This is a genomic window from Mycobacterium sp. THU-M104, from assembly GCF_049197365.1.
In the GTDB taxonomy this organism is placed as follows: Bacteria; Actinomycetota; Actinomycetes; order Mycobacteriales; family Mycobacteriaceae; genus Mycobacterium.
The window spans coordinates 1-17,800 of sequence record NZ_JBMIOP010000019.1 but is presented as its reverse complement, the minus strand read 5'-3'; the positions used below and the strand labels follow the sequence as shown (position 1 = coordinate 17,800).

The following is a 17,800-nucleotide window of genomic DNA, read 5'->3' as shown; positions in this document are numbered from 1 at the left end:
GGCCATTTTGGCACAGCACGCGTCTGGCGGTATTCACGTTGACATTCACCTCGGCCGAAGCAGGTGGCGCTTGGGATCGCTGCGGCTAGTCAGCGCGTTGAACCAGGCCAGGTGGTAATTCGCCAAGTATTCATGATCGCCGATGAGGGCCTCGACTGCCGCGAGAAGCATCCAGTCCGCGACGGCGGCCGGATCGTGAGCGGGATAGGCGTTCAACACCGACCGTCGGACGTCGGCGAGACATGCGCGCAAGAGTGTGGCTTCGTTTTCGAGCACACCCGTCTTACGCACCGCCGGCGTCGCGACTGCCTGAGCTATCCGCGGCAGACCGTCGCGGCGCCGCACGGCATCCACCAGGGTGGGTCCGAGTTCGTCGACCGTGGGTGCCTGGCTGCGCGCGGGCCGGTCACCGCTCAGCGCCGGCGCGTCCGGGTCGGGTTCGCCGACGTAGGCGCCGGGCTGGTGGGCGGCCGCGGTCACCACGGCTCCCAACAGGTCGACGACGCTGGCATCCCGGCGGCGCGCTGCCGGTTCGAGCAGCGTCAGGTGGGCGGGCAGCCGGACGTGCGGCGGAATCCACCCGCAGGCCAGGTCCGTGACCAGCAGAGTCGTGGTGCCGTCATCGCGCAACGCGGCCGCCCACGACAAGTGCGGTTCCTGGCGCGCCACCGCGTCGACGATGCGCTGTAGACGTCGCTGTTCAGCGGCCCGGTTCGAGGCCGCGCCGGCAGTCGCCCCGGTCGCGGCCGACGCCGCCGATGCTCCGGCCCGGCTCGACGAACCTACGCCCGGCTGCCCCGCCGCGGTTGGGAAGGCGGCCCGTTCGGCGACAGAAACGATCGGTCCTCCCGCCGACGGGGACGACGGGGTTGTCGGCGCGACCGGCGACCCAGAAACCGGTGCCGTCGGCGTCGAGACCATGGCGGGGGGCACGACCACTGGTGGGCGCAGATCCGATCCGTATGCGGGCAGCGGCCCAGCGGGAGCGACGGTCCCGCCGGTCGCCGACGCCGGCCAGGAACCCCCTGCCATCACCGGTGGTGCCACCGGCACACCGCCGCCGGTCGTCGATGCCGGCGGTGCAGAAGTAGTCGGGGCATCTATGGGGCCACTTGCGGGAGTGAATGATTCACCGCCGGCCATCGGTATGGACGGTACGGCGGGGGGCGCCAGCGGGGGCAACGCCTGCGGCGCCGCACCCGACCCCGCTCCTATCGGTTGCATCGGTGGAACCGACCCCGTTCCCATCGCTTGCATCGCGCCCGAGGACAACGATTGCGCGCTGGCACCCGCTGGCTGACCGGTCGCCATCCCGGATATGAACGACTGGCCTAAAGAGTTGGGGGACAAGCCTTGACCCAGGGATGCTGGGGCTACGCCGCCGCTTGACATCATCGGTGTCCCGGGTGCGGGTACACCATGCAAGGACGCAACAGTTACTGGCGGCGTTGCTCCGAGTCCAGTCGACGAGGCCGCGGGCCCGCGCCCGGCCGCGTGAACAACGGCGGGTAGCGGCGCCGCCGCGTTGATGCCTCGGGTGCCTCCCGAAGAACCCGCGGTGGAACGCCCCGCGCCGTGTACGGCAGGCGGTGGCGCTGTGTGTTGGCCACGATCCGAGGCACTTACAGTTGCCCCTACACCACTTCCAGAATTACTACGCCCACCAGAGTGTGCGGACGCTGAATTCAAATCTGTTTGATCAATTAGCTGTGGGCGTCGAACCTCGTTAGTATCGCAACCGCGTTCACGCGCCCAGGCTTTGGCGTCACCGCACATGCCCTCAGACTCGAGAACCCTCTGCGTAGCCGACATGAGCTTATCGACGGCATTTCTAGATGCATTAGCTGCGTCAACGTTACAGCGTGCCTGAATTTCCTGTATTTCCATTAGTTGCTGTGTCGGTGGGATCTTTGAGGAAAGAATGTCTCTTATTTGCCGATTACCTACTTCGGCGATGCCTTCAAGGCGGTTACGTAGGTAGTCAATAGCGTCGGCGGCGGACTCAAACGCGACAGCTTTCTTCTGGTATTTCTCAGCAAAGTCTAAGTGCAGCTTCTCTCCCTGTTGGAATCGAGCTACGAGGTCCTCTGCGGTGTGGCCTTGACTTCGAGCCGCCAGGGCATTCCAATTATTGCGAAGCTCCTGCGCGTATAGCTGCTCATGCGTGCAAACCCCCTTCCAATACGCAGCGCTCTCGCGCAGCAATCTCGACGGTGCCGGCCACCATGCTCCGACCAGCCGCAAAGACCACCTGCCGGGCGGTAGGTCAGCCGCCACCATCAGCACACATGCTTTTCATTACTGCATTTTTCGCGGTGATGTCATCGAGCGCAACCTGGTACTGCGAATCAGTCGCGACTACGTTGTTACTCATCGCAGTCAGTGTCCCGTATGCAGCCGCGAGCGCAAGTGCAGCTTCACGATCTTTGAGGTTGAGCGCGGGATTCGCTGCCGCGTTGTCAAGCATGACAGCCCCGTTAGTTGTCGCGATGCGGGCCAATGCTCGATCATTCCCACCCGTGTCAACTTCAACTGCCCGCGCTGCGAGCTTGTAGCTGTCACACAATTGCCGCTGCGCGGTAGCAGTCTCTGCACCGCTGTAACGATGGGAAGTAGTCCTAGTTGCAGAAAAGGCTGGGCGTGTCAAACACACGACTAATGCAACAATAGCCAACACACTAGCAATCGCAGCTAGGGCGATCGCTGGCCACATAGTTGGGCTTGAGGTCGGCGCTGGCGCAGTTGAATATTTATCTGTCGATTGCCCTGAACGCGGCTGACGCGGGGTTGATCCATCACTAAGTTCTGAAGTCGGGTCGCTCGACATACGCACTCCTCACGTTAGCCGATCCCGTTCAAGACCATCTCCGGCGCCCCTTGGCCTTCTTTCAGGGCTACATACGCTTCCATAGTGGAATAGGTAACCCGCCGACGGCAACTCACGCAGCTCACTGGACACTGCACTTTGGCTTGTGTTGGCATCGTACCGCTCGGCGATCAGATAAATCGCAGGCTTCTACTATCGGTGACTGATTGCACCCATCGCGTCCACGGTCACGACCATTCCGTTGGGGTCGAAAAGCCCCAAAACTCCTCGTAACGCAGAGAGTTCGTGCTCTCGGCGTCGATGGTGACTTGACCGAGGACGACACCGGCGTTGTAGTTGGATACGGCAACTGGATCCGAGACCTTGCCGCCGCCGCGGTTGCGCACACCTCGGACTGTCTTACCATCGCAAGTGACTACCGGGTGGGTGCCAACGGTGAAGGTGCGTGTCGACTTCCGCTCATCCAACGCCCGTTCAGCGCTGCGGTATCGAGGTGGGCGAACAGTGGGGCAGTCTCGGTTCGTCGGGACACTGCTGCTGGTCAGCCTCGAACAAGGCCGTTTGATCATCGGTGACTTCGACCGCCCATCGCCCGATCGCGCAGAACGAACGGGCATCCGCCCAAGGCAGCTGTTAACGCCAGCGCGCGCATCGCAGCCAGCGGCTAGCGCACCTCGCACCGGGCACGAGGACCGGAAACCGCAGCGAGGATGTCAAGGAGTACTGCTGGCGCGTCGCACCCGCCGTATGAGGCGAAGGCAGCGAAGGGTTGCGCAGGGGTTTACCTCGGTTTTGGTTGGTTTGGATTCGTAACCTCCATCCAAACCCGTTGGTTACAAGCGCAACTCCCGCCACACCGGACGCACGACCGTGGCGGCGAAGGCCGCAGATTCACGCGCCAACCAGTCTGCGGCACTGGCACTGGCCTGGCCCAGAAGCTTCGCGGCCCCGCCGGCGTCGAAGTAGAGATTGATGCCGATGGCGGCCATCCTGTCGTCTTGATAGATCACCGTACCCATCGCATGCTGCCCACGCGGCGGGCCTGCAGGCCAGCCACTGGCCGTACGCGCTGGAATCAAAAGCCCGTGGCGCGACGACCGTCTCCCACGTCTCCCCTAGCATTCAACAGCTCCCCGCCGAAACTCCCCGCAACGTCCAGCGTCCCTCCCTCCGTTGGGCGTACCGACGTAAAAGGTGAATTGACGGCCGATTCTGCGGTAGTAGCCTCAGGCCGCAGATTGAAGGGGAGGCGATGATTGATGGCGCCAGACCACAGCACACGGAGCATACGGAGCATACGGCGCCCAAGCCCCCACACCGTGTGGGTGGACACGCGCCCGGGAAGGACGGGCGACTCGGCGAGACGCCCGCGTTGAGCGGGTTCGGTGCGTACGCCGCGGCGGTACTGCGCCGAAACCAGTTTCCCGCCGCACACGCTGAGCGGGGGGAATTGAGTGCAGCCGAATACCGGAGGATGCGGTGCAACTCCGCTATATAAGCGTTCCGGCGCTGATCGCCGAAGCCCACGGCGATCCGTGGTCGGCCAACCGCAGCATGCAGGCCGGCCGGCCGATACAGATCGCGGAGTTGGCGGAGGCGTTCCACGATGCGGGGCGCTGCACCACCGAGGCCAGCGCCGCGTTCGGCAACGCCCGTCGCCGGTTCGAGGCGTCCTGGAACCGCGGGCGCAGCGACCACCCGATCAACGACTCCGCCGAGGTGCAACGCGCCACCCAATCGCTGGGGGTGCCGGCTAACCAACTACCCATGATCGCAGTAGACCTGGAAAACATCGCGGCAGCGCTTGCCGAAGTACAAAAAACTGGTGCAGTGTCGATTTCGACATTGGAAGCCTGCCTGCAGCAAATCGATGGCGACGTTGGCGAAGCGTTGGAAGTGGAAAGGGTCGGCCATTTGACCGCGGCCGAACTAACGCTTGTCGACCAGCACATCCACGACCTGGAGACCGAAGCGATCATCGCCACGAAATCCACCCTGGGCAAGCTTCAAGCGCTGCTCAGCGACTATTCCGATTACTTGCAGGCATCGTTGACCACGTTGCGGGTCCAGGACGGCTACGACCCCGCGCCGATCCAGGGCCTTGACGCCGACGGCCAGCCGAGTAACGGCGACCAAGACCAAGACCAAGACCAAGACCAACAAGCTGTCGGGCAATACATCTCGACGCAACGTACTCCCGACGAAGCACTCGTCAACGACCCCGCAACCACCGCGGGCGACAAATCCGATGCCGCAGCACGTTTACGCGACTACGCCACGGCGACAAGTCCCACCGCCGACACCGAGGCCCGCCGGCTTGCCGGTGAACGCATCGGCGATTTCGCCATGGCACACTTCATCGGCCCCCTTCCGGTGAACCCGATCCTCGGCGGCGACGCCCGGGGTCGTGCACTGATGCGCTTGGGATGGCAGAAGAAGCTCGAACAAGGGTTTTCCGTCGCACCGCCGATGGCACCCGATCAGGCCACCCAGATGCTGGACAATGCAGAACAACAGGCTCGCGCTGTCGTGACCGGACTAGCCGTCAAAGGGCTGGAAGCACAAGGGATGTCGCATTCTGGCGCGATGACGGTCGTACGCAAGACCTCGCGCGGCATCCCGTGGGCCGACGTCGCCAAACAGCAGGGCCAGATAATGAGCCTCAGCAGCGCCGGCATCAATGGGATGCTCGCTGCCCGGGGCGGGCGGCACGCGGTCGACGCGTTCACTCCAGCTGACGTCGTGGCATTCGAGAAAGTTGCCAAAACCCTGAATCGGGGTGGGAACCTCACCGAACTTATTCTGGCGGGCAACGACTGGCGAAACGGCGCGAGTCTCACCACGACGGTTGCTAAAACGACCGGCAGTATCGCCGGTGGCTGGCTTGGCTCGGTGGCTGGTGGCGCCACACTCGGAACCGTCATCGGACCAGAAGGCGCTTTCGCCGGGGCCGTGATTGGAGCGGCCCTGTTTGGGTACGGCGGGGAAAGGGCAGGCGAGGTTATCGGTGGGCTATTGGATAAGTGACGCATCCCAGGCGAGTGCACAAGGCGGCGGCTCCCTATGGTCGGACGCACTGTTGATCGTCGGCGCCGGCGTCGCGTTTGTCACGGTGAGCCTCTCTGCCTTTGTCCGGGATCCCGCGGTTGAGCGCAGGCTGTATTGGTCGGGTTGGCTCATCGCGACGCTGAGCATCTGTTTGGGTATTCTGCCGCGCGGTTGGTCGACCAGCCTGGGCGCCGGCCTTCTGTTCATGTTCGTTGCGGTGCTCTCCGCCCACATGCAAGCGCCGTTGCTCAAGATTGGTGGCCGGATCTACGCAGTCACGACCAACTGGGAGGAATCGGATCCGTCGGCTAGCGATACCGCACGAGATCCGAGCGCGCCGTCACCGCGGCGCAGCGACCCGATGGCGATCGGACACGTGCCCGCGCGCAACCTGTGGTGGATCCTCGCGGCGTCGACGTGCATCGTGCCCGTGGGCGTCTACCTGGCGGGGTGGGCCTGGCAGATGACGCTCGCAACGGTGTTCCTCGCCGTCGTCGGCGCTTTAACCGGCATCGATGACGGGACCCGCAAGTTCCCGATCGCCCGAGGCCAAAACATTCAGGCCTTTGTGGTGGCAGTGGCGTCGATTCTGCTCTGGCTTGCACCGCCGGTTTGTTACTGCCTCGGTTATGTGATCGGACAGCACTACCCGATGGGACGCGGCAAACACACCGTTCCTCCACCTGTCGCGCGATGAGATGATGTCGCGGCAGGAACGGGCCGACATCGTCGTCGAAGCAGTACCAGTCGTCAGCGGCCCACCCCTGGCGGGCTTCCACGGGTTGGGGCCAAGCCTCGGTGGTGGTCCCGTTCGTCAGCTCGTCGTGCGCGTTCCCTGGGGCGTCGAGACTGCGGTGGCGGTGGCCCCAGGCGAAAAAGCCAGCGCTGAACGCAGCGCTCGGCGCCACCAGCGCGGACTCCGCACCAGCGGCCACTTAGGCGACCGGCTTGCCCCGCACCGCGCGCAACTGCCCGGCACCGCGTTCGTCCATTGCGGTGAATTCCGCAGCGGCGTAGTGCGCCTTGGCGCCCACGGCGGCAAGCGCCTCGTACTGAGCATGCAAGTTCTTCACATGCTCGGCGTGGGCCGCGCTCAGCGCCTCGTGAAAGGCATCGGCGGCGGCGAAGTCGCCGAACATGCCCGCCGCAAGCTGTTCCCGCGCAAGGCGATCGGCCCCATCCAGGGCATGTCCTCCGGCGCGGTGGGACTCTTTGGCCCCCAGCCGCAGCATTCCCGGGTCGACGAACATCGTGGGCTCCTTTCGGCGTTGTGCTGATCGCGGCGGCACGTCTGGCGACGAGGCTAACCACGCCGCCAGTGCCGATCAATTCACCGCGAGCGCCGCCTACAGCGGGCTGGCGCCGTTGGCCAAACCGTCACCGTCGCTGTCTGTCAACCGCACGTTCCAGTGGCCGTCGCCGTCGGTGTCGACGTAACCGGTCACCCCGTTCTCGCCTGGGCACAACACCCGGTCGGCCAGCCCGTCGCCATCGGTGTCGAACAACCGGTCATCGGCGCCGCCCCGGCCGTCGAAGTCCACCAGCGGCCCGCCGGTATGCTCCACGCCGTCGATCCCGTACCAGCGCAGTTGCCCCTCCCGCACCGCGGCAACCGACCACGTGCCCGTCCCGTCGTCGGCGAACGACGCCTCGGGCGTGCCGTCGTTGTCCACGTCGAACAGGGCGTGGTCGGCCATGCCGTCACCGTCGAGGTCAACCAGCGCGTCGTCGCGCAGCCCGTCGCCGTCGAGATCCACACCCACCGCATCGAAGTGCCCGTCGCCGTCCAGGTCCAGATCGGGTGCGCCGTGCAACATCGCCGCCGTGCCGTCATCTCCACCCATGCAGTAGTCCATGACCACTCCGACGCCGGGCCGGCGCTAGTGGTTCCCGCGCGATCCCCACCAGGACAGCAGCTCGGCGGTGGCCTCCTCGGTGCTCAGCGGTCCGCGCTCGAGTCGCAGCTCCTTGAGGAAGTGCCACGCCTCGCCCACCTGAGGGCCGGCCGGGATGCCGAGCAGCGCCATGATCTGGTTGCCGTCCAGGTCGGGACGCACCCGCGCCAGGTCCTCCTGCGCGGACAGTTCGGCGATCCGCGCCTCCAGCCGGTCATAGCTGGCCTGCAGGCGCGCAGCCCGGCGCTTGTTGCGGGTGGTGCAGTCCGCGCGCACCAGCTTGTGCAGCCGCGGCAGCAGCGGACCGGCGTCGGTGACGTACCGGCGCACCGCCGAGTCGGTCCACTTCCCGTCGCCGTATCCGTGGAACCGCAGATGCAAAAACACCAGCTGCGAGACGTCATCGACCATCTGCTTGGAAAACTTCAATGCCCGCAACCGCTTTCGCACCATCTTGGCGCCCACCACCTCGTGGTGGTGAAAGCTCACACCCCCGTTGGGCTCGTGGCGCCGCGTCGCCGGTTTGCCGATGTCGTGCAGCAGTGCCGCCCAGCGCAGCACCAGGTCCGGGCCGTCATCTTCCAGCGCGATCGCCTGCTGCAGCACGGTCAGGGAATGCTGGTAGACGTCCTTGTGCTGGTGATGCTCGTCGATGGCCATCTGCATGCCGCCGACCTCGGGTATCACCACCTGCCCCATCCCGGTGTGCACCAGCAGGTCGATTCCGGCGACCGGGTCCTGCCCGAGCAGCAGCTTGTCCAGCTCGGCGGCCACCCGCTCGGCGCTGACCCGGGCCAGTTGCGGGGCCATCTCCGCGATCGCCTCCCGCACCCGCGGGGCCACGGTGAAGCCCAGTTGCGACACGAATCGCGCGGCGCGCAGCATCCGCAGCGGGTCGTCGCCGAAGGACACCGACGGAGCCGCCGGGGTGTCGAGCGACTGCTCGCGCAGTGCCGCCAAACCGCCCAGCGGATCGAGGAATTCACCGGGGCCGTCGGGTGTGACGCGCACGGCCATCGCGTTGACGGTGAAGTCGCGGCGCACCAGATCATTCTCGAGGCGATCCCCGTAGCGCACCTCGGGGTGGCGCGACACCTGGTCGTAGCTGTCGGCGCGGAAAGTCGTGATCTCCAGGCGGTGCCCGCCCTTGCCGACGCCGACGGTGCCGAAGTCGATCCCGGTGTCCCACACCGCATCAGCCCACCCACGCACGATCTGCTGCACCTGCTCGGGGCGGGCATCGGTGGTGAAGTCCAAGTCGGGACTCAGCCTGCCCAGCAGTGCGTCGCGCACCGAACCTCCGACCAGATACAACTGGCGGCCCGCGGCATCGAACGTCGCGCCCAGCTCACGCAACATGGGGGCGTGCCGGTTGAGGGCCACCGCGGCGGCGGTCAGAAGGTCGGTATCGGCGTTCGGCACGTTCGGTCAGCCTAGTCGTAGGTCCCCGGCGGTGATGCGGCCCGGGATTGCTCAGCGTCGTGGCGTCGGATCGGAACGCTGCTGCCGTGAGCGGTTGCCGCGCTGGTCGCGACATGTTCGGGAAAAGTCGGTCAGGCCAGGCGCGGAATGCTTCCCGGAAGCCTTTCGGGACCTCTCTGGCCGCTCATTGTGATTTCGGCCCGGGCTGTCGCGAAGGCGATCGGCCCGATCTGATCAGACATCGGAGAGCCCGTGACGACAACCGGCGAGTATGTCAAGGACACCGGCCCTTGCCAGCTACTATCGCTTGGGTGTCGGAGGGCGAACAAGCCAAACCGCGTCGGCGCCGGGGTCGGCGCCATCGTCGTGGTGCCGCGGCATCGCCGGAGGACCAGACCGGCGGCCAGCCGGCCGGGGGCGCGGCCACGACCAAACCGCGCGCCCCCCGCGGTCCCGAACGCCTGCGCACGGTCCACGAGACATCGGCCGGGGGGCTGGTCGTCGACGGGCTCGACGGGCCTCGAGACTCTCAGGTGGCGGCGTTGATCGGTCGCTTCGACCGGCGCGGCCGGATGCTGTGGTCACTGCCCAAAGGGCACATCGAACTCGGCGAGACCGCGGAGCAGACGGCCATGCGCGAGGTCGCCGAGGAGACCGGGGTCCGGGGCAGCGTGCTGGCTGCCCTGGGACGAATCGACTACTGGTTCGTCACCGAAGACCGCCGGGTGCACAAGACGGTTCACCACTATCTGATGCGCTTTTCCGGCGGCGAGCTGTCCGACCACGACGTTGAAGTCGCCGAAGTGGCCTGGGTGCCGGTGCAGGAGTTGCCGTCGCGGCTCTCCTATGCCGACGAGCGGCGGCTGGCGCAGGTGGCCGGCGAGCTGATCGACAAGCTGCAAAGCGACGGGCCGTCCTCGCTGCCGCCGCTGCCGCCCAGCTCGCCGCGCCGACGCCCACAGACCCATTCGCGGACCCGCCATGTCGACAATCCCGCCGCGGGCCGCAAGAACGGCTGCGGGCCCGGCCCGTGATCGCGCCGCGATTCTGCTTGGCCGGCTGGATGCGACGTGCCGCGGTGGTCGCCATCGTCGCCGGATTCGCCCTGCTCACCGGTGGCACTCCACCCCGCGCGGCGGCCGGTGAGCCCGGTGCCACGCCATTCGTGCGTGTCCGCATCGACCAGGTCACCCCGGATGTGGTCACCACCACCAGCCCGCCCCTCGTCACCGTCAGGGGGGTGGTCACCAACGTCGGCGACCGCCCGGTCCGCGACGTGGTGGTCCGGCTCGAGCACGCCGCGGCGGTTACCGCCTCCGCGGGTCTGCGCACCTCGCTGGACGGCGGCACCGAGCAGTACCGGCCGGTGTCGGAGTTCCTGACCGTGGCCCCGGAGTTGCAGCGCGGGCAGGGGGCGGGCTTCACCCTCTCGGCTCCCCTGCGCTCGGTGACCAGGTCGTCATTCGGCATCGACGAACCGGGGATCTACCCGGTGCTGGTCAACGTCAACGGGACGCCCGACTACGGTGCACCCGCCCGTCTGGACAACGCGCGGTTCCTGCTGCCCGTGATCGGCGTCCCTCCCGACCGCGCCGACGACCTGGGCTCCACCGTCGCCCCCGACACGTCCAAACCCGTGTGGATCACCATGCTGTGGCCACTGGCCGACCGGCCCCGGCTGGCCCCCGGTTTCCCCGGCGGCAGCATCCCGGTCCGGCTGGTCGACGACGACCTGGCCACCTCTCTGGCCAGCGGCGGCCGGCTGGACATCCTGCTGTCCGCAGCCGAGATCGCCACCAGCCACGACGTCGACCCCGACGGCGCTGTCGGGCGGGCGCTGTGCCTGGCCGTCGACCCGGACCTGCTGGTCACCGTCAATGCGATGACCGGCGGCTACGTGGTATCCGACTCGCCCGACGGACCCGCCCAACGGCCGGGCACCCCGACGCATCCGGGAACCGGCCAGGCTGCGGCGATCACCTGGTTGGACCGGCTGCGTGCACTGGCCCATCGGCTCTGCGTGGCGCCACTGCCCTACGCCCAGGCCGATCTCGATGCGCTGCAACGCGTCAACGACCCCGGGCTGAGCGCGATCGCCACCGCGGGCGTGGACGGAATCGTCGACCGCATCCTCGACGTCAGCACCACCCGCGGTGCCACGTTGTTGCCAGACGGGCCGCTGACCGGCCGCACGGTCGACCTGCTCAGCGCCGTCGAGAACGCAGTCAACGGCGGCACCGTCGCCATCGCGGCCGCCGACCTGGCCGCCCACGACGGGCCGAACGGGCCGGGCCGTGACCTTCCCGACGCAGTCGACACGGCGCCTTGGCGGGTTTCCCCGCACGTGGTGGTCGCGCCGTTCGACCCGGCGGTCGGAGCTGCGCTGGCCGGCGCGGGAATCAACCCCGCAGTCCCGACCTACCTGGATTCGTCGCTGGCGGTGCGGCTCGCGCACGACTCGCAGACCGCGCGGCGTCAGGACGCCCTGGGCTCCATCTTCTGGCACGCCCTCCAGCGTGACGCCGCACCACGAACCCAGATCCTCGTCCCGCCGCCGTCGTGGAACCTGCAGGCCGACGACGCCCAGGTCATCATGACCGCCCTGGCCACCACCATCCGCTCGGGACTCGGGGTGCCGCGGCCACTGCCGGCGGTCATCGCCGACGCGGCGGCGCACACCGCCCCGCCGCAACCGATGGGCCACTACCCCGCGGTGCGTGGCCGGTTCGCCAAGAACGTCACCGCCGACATCGCCGGGCAGGTCAGCCGCCTGTGGGGTCTGACCGCCGCGCTGAGCACCGACGAGCGCACCGGGTTGACCGGCAGCGCGTACACCGCGCCGCTGCGGGAGGACATGCTGCGCGCGCTCAGTCAGTCCGAACCGCCCGACACCCGCAATGGGCTGGCCGAGCAGAGCCTCGGGATAGTCGGCTCCGCGATCAACGACCTCTTCGGCGCGGTCACGATCGTCAACCCCGGCGGGTCCTACACCCTGGCCACCGAGCACAGTCCGCTCCCGTTGGCTCTGCACAACGGCCTGGCAGTGCCGATCCGGGTGCGCCTGCAGGTCGACGCTCCCCCCGGGATGACCGTGACCGATGTCGGTCAGATCGAACTGCCGCCCGGATACCTGCCGCTGCATGTGCCGATCGAGGTGAACTTCACCAAGCGGGTCGCCGTCGACGTGACGCTGCGCACCCCGGCCGGGATGCGCCTGGGCGAACCGGTGCGGTTGTTGGTGCATTCCAACGCCTATGGCAAGTTGCTGTTCGCGATCACGCTGAGCGCCGCGGCGGTGCTGGTGCTGCTGGCCGGGCGCCGCCTGTGGCACCGGTTCCGCGGCCAGCCCGACCCCGCCGACCTGGACCGGCCGCGGCGTGGAACTCTGCCGCAGCCGAGGCCGGCCGCACTGCACGACGAGTCCGCCCCCGAGGTCGACGAGAAGCACCGGGTATGACACCAGCCTCGCGGCGGGCCTACCCCCAGCCGCAGCCGAACCGGCGGCACCAGGCCGCGCCTCCCGCCGCACCGGTTGCACCGGCGGTTCCCCGGCGCGTGGAGCTGTCGGACTCCGCGGTGGTGTCGCGGTCGTGGGCGATCGCCTTCGCCACCCTGGTCAGCCGATTGACCGGTTTCGCGCGGATCGTGTTACTGGCCGCCATGCTGGGCGCGGCGCTGTCGAGTGCATTCTCGGTAGCCAACCAGCTGCCGAATCTCGTTGCCGCCCTGGTGCTCGAGGCAACGTTCACCGCGATCTTCGTGCCGGTGCTCGCGCGCGCCGAGCAATCCGACCCCGACGGCGGGGCCACATTCGTACGGCGCCTGGTCACCGTGACGACCGCACTGCTGGTGGTGGCGACGGCGTTGTCGGTGCTGGCCGCGCCGCTGCTGGTGCGGCTGATGCTGGGCCGCGTCCCCCAGGTCAACGAGCAGTTGACCACCGCCTTCGCCTACCTGCTGCTGCCGCAGGTTCTCGCTTACGGTCTGACGTCGGTGTTCATGGCGATCCTGAATACGCGCAACGTGTTCGGGCCGACGGCCTGGGCGCCCGTCGTCAACAACGTCGTCGCGCTCGTGACCCTGGCGGTGTACGTCGCAGTCCCCGGCGCGCTTTCCGTCGATCCCGTTCGGATGGGCAATCCCAAGCTGCTGGTGCTCGGAATCGGCACCACCGCGGGCGTGTTCGCCCAGGTTGTGGTGCTGCTGGTCGCGCTGCGGCGCGAGCGCATCAGCCTGCGCCCGCTATGGGGAATCGACGAGCGGCTCAAGCGCTTCGGCGCGATGGCCGTCGCCATGGTGCTCTACGTGCTGATCAGCCAGCTCGGTCTGATCGTCGGCAACGAGATCGCCAGCACCGCAGCGGCTTCCGGGCCCGCGATCTACAACTACACGTGGCTGGTCCTGATGCTGCCCTACGGCATGATCGGGGTGACGGTGCTGACCGTCGTGATGCCGCGGTTGAGCCGCAACGCCGCCGCCGACGACATCAAGGGCGTGCTCGCAGACCTGTCCCTGGCCACCCGGCTGACCCTGGTCACGCTGATCCCGATCGTGGCGGTCATGACCGTAGCCGGCCCGGCCATCGGCAGCGCCCTGTTCGCCTACGGACACTTCGGGCAGGTCGACGCCGGGTATCTGGGCATCGCGATCACGCTGTCGGCCTTCACGCTGATCCCCTACGGCCTGGTGCTGCTGCAGCTGCGCGTGTTCTATGCGCGTGAGCAGCCATGGACCCCGATCGTCGTCGTCGTCGTCATCACGGCCGTCAAAATCGCCGCGTCGCTGCTGGCGCCGCACCTCACCGAAGACCCCAACCTGGTGGCCGGGCTGCTCGGCCTGGCCAACGGCGTCGGGTTCCTGGCGGGTGCGGTCGTGGGCTACCTGCTGTTGCGACTGGCACTGCTGCCCCGCGGCGGTCACCTGGTCGACGTGTCCACGGTGCGGACCATCTTGGTGACGACAGCCGCGGCACTGCTGGCCGGGTTGCTGGCCCACGTCACCGACCGCCTGCTGGGCCTGGGCCGGCTCACGGTGCACGGTGGTGGTGCCGGTTCGCTGCTGCGCCTCCTGGTCCTTGCGACGATCATGGTGCCGATCATGGCGACGGTCATGCTGCGCGCTCAAGTCCCCGAGGCACAGGCGGCACGGGAGGCGATCGGGCGCCGGATCGGGCGCCGCGACGCGCGCGCGGCGGGGACGGTGGCGGCCGGCAAAAAGAACGGACCGTACGGATCGTCCGGTGCGAGCCCCGTCACGTACCCTGAGCAGAGCCATTCGTCCCTGCCGAGAGTGAATACGGTCAACGCGTCTCGCAGGCCGCTGGAGCGGGCAGGCAAAGCCCGGATACCGAAAGGACCGGAGGTGACCGACCGCCCCACGGACAGCGCCGCACCGGGCGCCGTGTCAGGCGCCGAGCTTCCACGGCCCACGCCGGACGCCTTCCAGCCCGATGCGTCCCGCGAGCGTGGCGGGGAATCGCCGCCGTCCGAGGACACGCACCTGGTTCCCGGCGCGCGGATCGCCGGCGGCCGCTATCGACTATTGGTCTCCCACGGTGGTGCACCACCGCTGCAGTTCTGGCAGGCGCTCGACACCGCGCTGGACCGGCAGGTGGCGCTGACGTTCGTCGACCCGAATGGTTCTCTGCCCGACGACGTGGTGCAGGAGATCCTGTCCCGCACGTTGCGGCTGAGCCGGATCGACAAGCCCGGTGTCGCCCGCGTGCTCGATGTGGTGCACACCGGTTCAGGCGGCCTGGTGGTCTCGGAATGGATTCGCGGTGGCTCGCTACAGGAGGTGGCCGACACCGCGCCCTCGCCCGTCGGCGCCGTGCGGGCGATGCAGTCGCTGGCCGCCGCCGCCGAGGCGGCCCACCGCACCGGTGTGGCACTGTCCATCGACCACCCGAACCGGGTGCGCGTCAGCATCGACGGCGACGTCGTGCTGGCCTATCCCGCGACCCTGCCCGACGCCGATCCGCAGAGCGACATCCGCGGCATCGGCGCTGCGCTCTACGCCCTTCTGGTCAACCGGTGGCCACTGCCGGAGCCCGAGCCGCGAGGCGAGTTCGCCCCCGCCGATCGCGACGCCAACGGCGTCCTCGTCGAACCCACTGTCATCGACCGCACGATTCCCTTCCCGATATCGGCCGTCGCCGTGCGGGCGGCGCAAGAAGACGGCGGCATACGCAGCGCCTCGACGCTGCGGAACTTGCTGCAGCAGGCGACCGCAGTGGCCGACCGCACCGAGGTCCTCGGCCCGGCCGACGACACCCCGGCGTCGGTGCCGCGTCGCCCGGCCGCCGGCGACCCGGCCGTCTTCGCGCGCCGACGCCGCAACGTGTTGATCGGTGTCGGCGCGGGCCTGGCGGTCCTCGTGGCCGCACTCCTGGTGCTCGCCTCGGTGGTCAGCAAGATTTTCGGCAATGTCGGCGGCGGCCTGAACAAGGACGGGCTCGGGCTCAACGGGCCCACGTCGTCGTCGGTGGGGTCGGCTGTCAGCACCGCCCCCGCCGGCAGCGTCGTCAAGCCCACGAACGCCACCGTCTTCTCCCCCGACGGCGACGCCGACAATCCGGGCCAGGCCGGGCTGGCGATCGACGGCGACCCCTCCACCTCGTGGGAAACCGAAACCTACACCGATGCCGCTCCGTTCCCCTCCTTCAAGAACGGGGTCGGGCTGATGCTGCAGCTGCCGAGCCCGACGGTGGTCGGCGCGGTCTCCATCGACAGCTCCAGCAGCGGCACCGCGGTCGAGCTTCGATCGTCGCCCACACCGAACCCGGCGAAACTGGACGACACCACACTGCTGATGCCGGCCGCGACGCTGCATCCCGGTCACAACGTCATCGCGGTCACGTCTACTGCACCGACAACGAATCTGCTGGTGTGGATCTCGACGTTGGGCAGCACCGACGGCAAAAGCCGCGCGGCAATCTCGGAAATCACGGTTGCGGCCGCGTCCTGAACCTGCCTTGCACAGCCTGCAGCTCGAGGTGAAGTGCCCCCCGGTAGGCGATTGGCTACGGTCCGGGCGTGGGGTGCAGGGGTCAAGGCCAGCGGGAACGTACCGATGCCGAGCTGCTGGCGGCACACGTCGCCGGCGACCGCCACGCCTTCAGTGAGCTGTTCCTCCGTCATCGACGCCAGTTGCATCGGCTGGCCCGTCTGACGACCCGCAGCGCCGAGGACGCCGAGGACGCCCTGCAGGACGCGATGCTCTCGGCGCACCGCGGGGCCGGCGCTTTCCGTCACGATGCCGCGGTGGGCAGCTGGCTGCACCGCATCGTCGTCAACGCCTGCCTGGACCGGCTGCGGCGCGCCAAGTCGCGTCCGACCGCCCCGCTGGAGGACGTGCACCCGGTGCCCGATCGCACCGCCCAGGTGGATACGGCGATCGTGGTGCACAAGGCCTTGATGCGGTTACCGGTCGAGCAGCGGGCCGCGGTCGTGGCGGTCGACATGCAGGGCTACTCGATCGCCGACACGGCCCGGCTACTCGGCATCGCGGAGGGCACGGTGAAGAGCCGATGTGCCCGGGCGCGGGTCCGGCTCGCCGAGCTGCTCGGATACCTCGAGGCGGGCGCGAATGCGATTCCCGACCAGTCGTGAAACGTGGCCATCGGGCCGCCTATGACGGAGACTGGGGCAGATGGAGGAAGCGGAGAGCGATCCGGCGCGCCGCCGCGATGCGGAAGGCGGCCCGCCGCTGACGGTCGATGCCCTCGCCGACATGCAGGCCGGCCTGCTCGGCAGCGAGGATGCGGCGCGACTGCGCCGACGGGTTCGCGCCGATCAACGGGCCCAAGGGGTGCTTCGGGCCCTCAACCGGGTGCGCCGCGACGTCGCCGCTGTGGCCTCAGATCCGGTGTCGGCACCCGAGCCGCCACCCGGCGTCACCGCCAGGGTCTCCGCCGCGCTGCGCTCGGCCGGACCGCCGTCGGGCTGCTCACCCGGGCCTGCCCACTTCGCGCGGCCCCGCATCCGTCCGGCACGCGTCATCGCGGTGTCGGCGGGATTCGCCGCAACGCTTGCCGGGATCGGGCTGGGTACGGCCGCGCTGATTCACGCGCCCGCTTCCACGCCGAGCACGGAGGTCACCGCCGAGCACATCACGGTGTCGGCGCTGCCCATGGCGATCCCGCTGTCGCGGTCGGAGATTCTCGACCTACTCGACCGCGGCCCCGACTACGGCCCGCTCCGAGACCCGCAACGGCGCGCCTCCTGCCTCACCGGCCTCGGATATCAGGCCTCCGCCCAGGTGCTCGGCGCGCGTCCGGTTCAGATCAACGCCCGTGCCGGCGTCCTGCTGGTGCTGGCCGGGGACACACCCGGCAGCCTGGCGGTCTTCGCCGTGGCGCCGAGCTGCAGCGCCGCCGACACCGGACTGCTGGCCGACACCCAGGTCCCGCGCGCTTAGTGTGGTGCGATGTGCCGTGGGACACGCTCGGGAACAGCGCTGCCCGCCCTGGTGTTGAGACGATTCCATGCAGCGTCATTTGTGAGGAGGTTCGTATGAGCGCCGACACTGTTCATGAGGTGATTGTCATCGGTTCGGGTCCTGCGGGTTATACCGCGGCGTTGTATTCCGCGCGGGCGGAGTTGGCGCC

Annotated in this window: 15 protein-coding genes; 8 read left to right on the top strand and 7 right to left on the bottom strand. The window is 68.1% G+C overall.

Translation table 11 applies throughout. From position 1 onward, the window contains the following. Positions 1-45: 45 nt before the first annotated feature. The 4 genes from ACOJVU_RS01690 to ACOJVU_RS01675 form a co-directional block, all read right to left on the bottom strand. Positions 46-669 (bottom strand): DUF5631 domain-containing protein, encoded by a 624-nt coding sequence (locus ACOJVU_RS01690; RefSeq protein WP_421528186.1) that lies wholly within the window; start codon positions 667-669, stop codon positions 46-48. Between the two features lie 1,597 nt (positions 670-2,266). Further along, positions 2,267-2,500 (bottom strand): hypothetical protein, encoded by a 234-nt coding sequence (locus tag ACOJVU_RS01685; protein WP_421528185.1) that lies wholly within the window; start codon positions 2,498-2,500, stop codon positions 2,267-2,269. A gap of 554 nt (positions 2,501-3,054) precedes the next feature. Further along, complete coding sequence (locus ACOJVU_RS01680) at positions 3,055-3,213, bottom strand: hypothetical protein (protein ID WP_421528184.1); 159 nt, start codon at positions 3,211-3,213, stop codon at positions 3,055-3,057. A gap of 447 nt (positions 3,214-3,660) precedes the next feature. Next, complete coding sequence (locus ACOJVU_RS01675) at positions 3,661-3,846, bottom strand: hypothetical protein (RefSeq protein WP_421528183.1); 186 nt, start codon at positions 3,844-3,846, stop codon at positions 3,661-3,663. 460 nt (positions 3,847-4,306) lie between these two features. Between ACOJVU_RS01675 and ACOJVU_RS01670 the strand changes: the two genes are divergently transcribed. Together ACOJVU_RS01670 and ACOJVU_RS01665 are read left to right on the top strand one after the other, a co-directional pair. Beyond that, positions 4,307-5,854 carry a hypothetical protein gene (locus ACOJVU_RS01670; protein WP_421528182.1) on the top strand — a complete coding sequence of 516 codons (1,548 nt, stop codon included), beginning with the start codon at positions 4,307-4,309 and terminating at the stop codon, positions 5,852-5,854. Between the two features lie 52 nt (positions 5,855-5,906). Continuing rightward, positions 5,907-6,572, top strand: a complete 666-nt coding sequence (locus ACOJVU_RS01665) for a hypothetical protein (protein ID WP_421528181.1) — start codon at positions 5,907-5,909, stop codon at positions 6,570-6,572. Between the two features lie 238 nt (positions 6,573-6,810). Here ACOJVU_RS01665 and ACOJVU_RS01660 read toward each other — a convergent pair whose 3' ends face one another. The 3 genes from ACOJVU_RS01660 to ACOJVU_RS01650 all read right to left on the bottom strand — a co-directional run bounded on the left by ACOJVU_RS01660 (position 6,811) and on the right by ACOJVU_RS01650 (position 9,192). Next, entirely contained in the window at positions 6,811-7,125 is a 315-nt protein-coding gene (locus tag ACOJVU_RS01660; RefSeq protein WP_421528180.1) for a DUF2563 family protein, read from the bottom strand. Between the two features lie 96 nt (positions 7,126-7,221). Next, a complete protein-coding gene (locus tag ACOJVU_RS01655) occupies positions 7,222-7,731 on the bottom strand; it encodes a pullulanase (RefSeq protein WP_421528179.1) in 510 nt (169 codons plus the stop codon). 24 nt (positions 7,732-7,755) lie between these two features. Beyond that, positions 7,756-9,192 (bottom strand): CCA tRNA nucleotidyltransferase, encoded by a 1,437-nt coding sequence (locus ACOJVU_RS01650; protein WP_421528178.1) that lies wholly within the window; start codon positions 9,190-9,192, stop codon positions 7,756-7,758. 311 nt (positions 9,193-9,503) lie between these two features. Here ACOJVU_RS01650 and ACOJVU_RS01645 point away from each other — a divergent pair, with 311 nt between their 5' ends. The 6 genes from ACOJVU_RS01645 to ACOJVU_RS01620 form a co-directional block, all read left to right on the top strand. Beyond that, positions 9,504-10,226 carry an NUDIX hydrolase gene (locus ACOJVU_RS01645; RefSeq protein WP_421528177.1) on the top strand — a complete coding sequence of 241 codons (723 nt, stop codon included), beginning with the start codon at positions 9,504-9,506 and terminating at the stop codon, positions 10,224-10,226. 29 nt (positions 10,227-10,255) lie between these two features. Then, entirely contained in the window at positions 10,256-12,649 is a 2,394-nt protein-coding gene (locus tag ACOJVU_RS01640; RefSeq protein ID WP_421528176.1) for a hypothetical protein, read from the top strand. Continuing rightward, the gene (locus ACOJVU_RS01635) at positions 12,646-16,158 is read left to right on the top strand and encodes a lipid II flippase MurJ (protein WP_421528175.1); all 3,513 of its coding nucleotides are present in this window, start codon (positions 12,646-12,648) and stop codon (positions 16,156-16,158) included. The genes ACOJVU_RS01640 and ACOJVU_RS01635 overlap by 4 nt, the downstream gene beginning before the upstream one ends. 68 nt (positions 16,159-16,226) lie before the next feature. After that, entirely contained in the window at positions 16,227-16,802 is a 576-nt protein-coding gene (sigM, locus tag ACOJVU_RS01630) for an RNA polymerase sigma factor SigM (RefSeq protein ID WP_421528174.1), read from the top strand. 40 nt (positions 16,803-16,842) lie between these two features. Further along, entirely contained in the window at positions 16,843-17,610 is a 768-nt protein-coding gene (locus ACOJVU_RS01625) for a hypothetical protein (RefSeq protein WP_421528173.1), read from the top strand. A 95-nt stretch (positions 17,611-17,705) separates the two neighbouring features. Continuing rightward, the coding region (locus ACOJVU_RS01620) for an FAD-binding protein (protein ID WP_421528207.1) at positions 17,706-17,800 on the top strand (95 nt) is incomplete at its 3' end.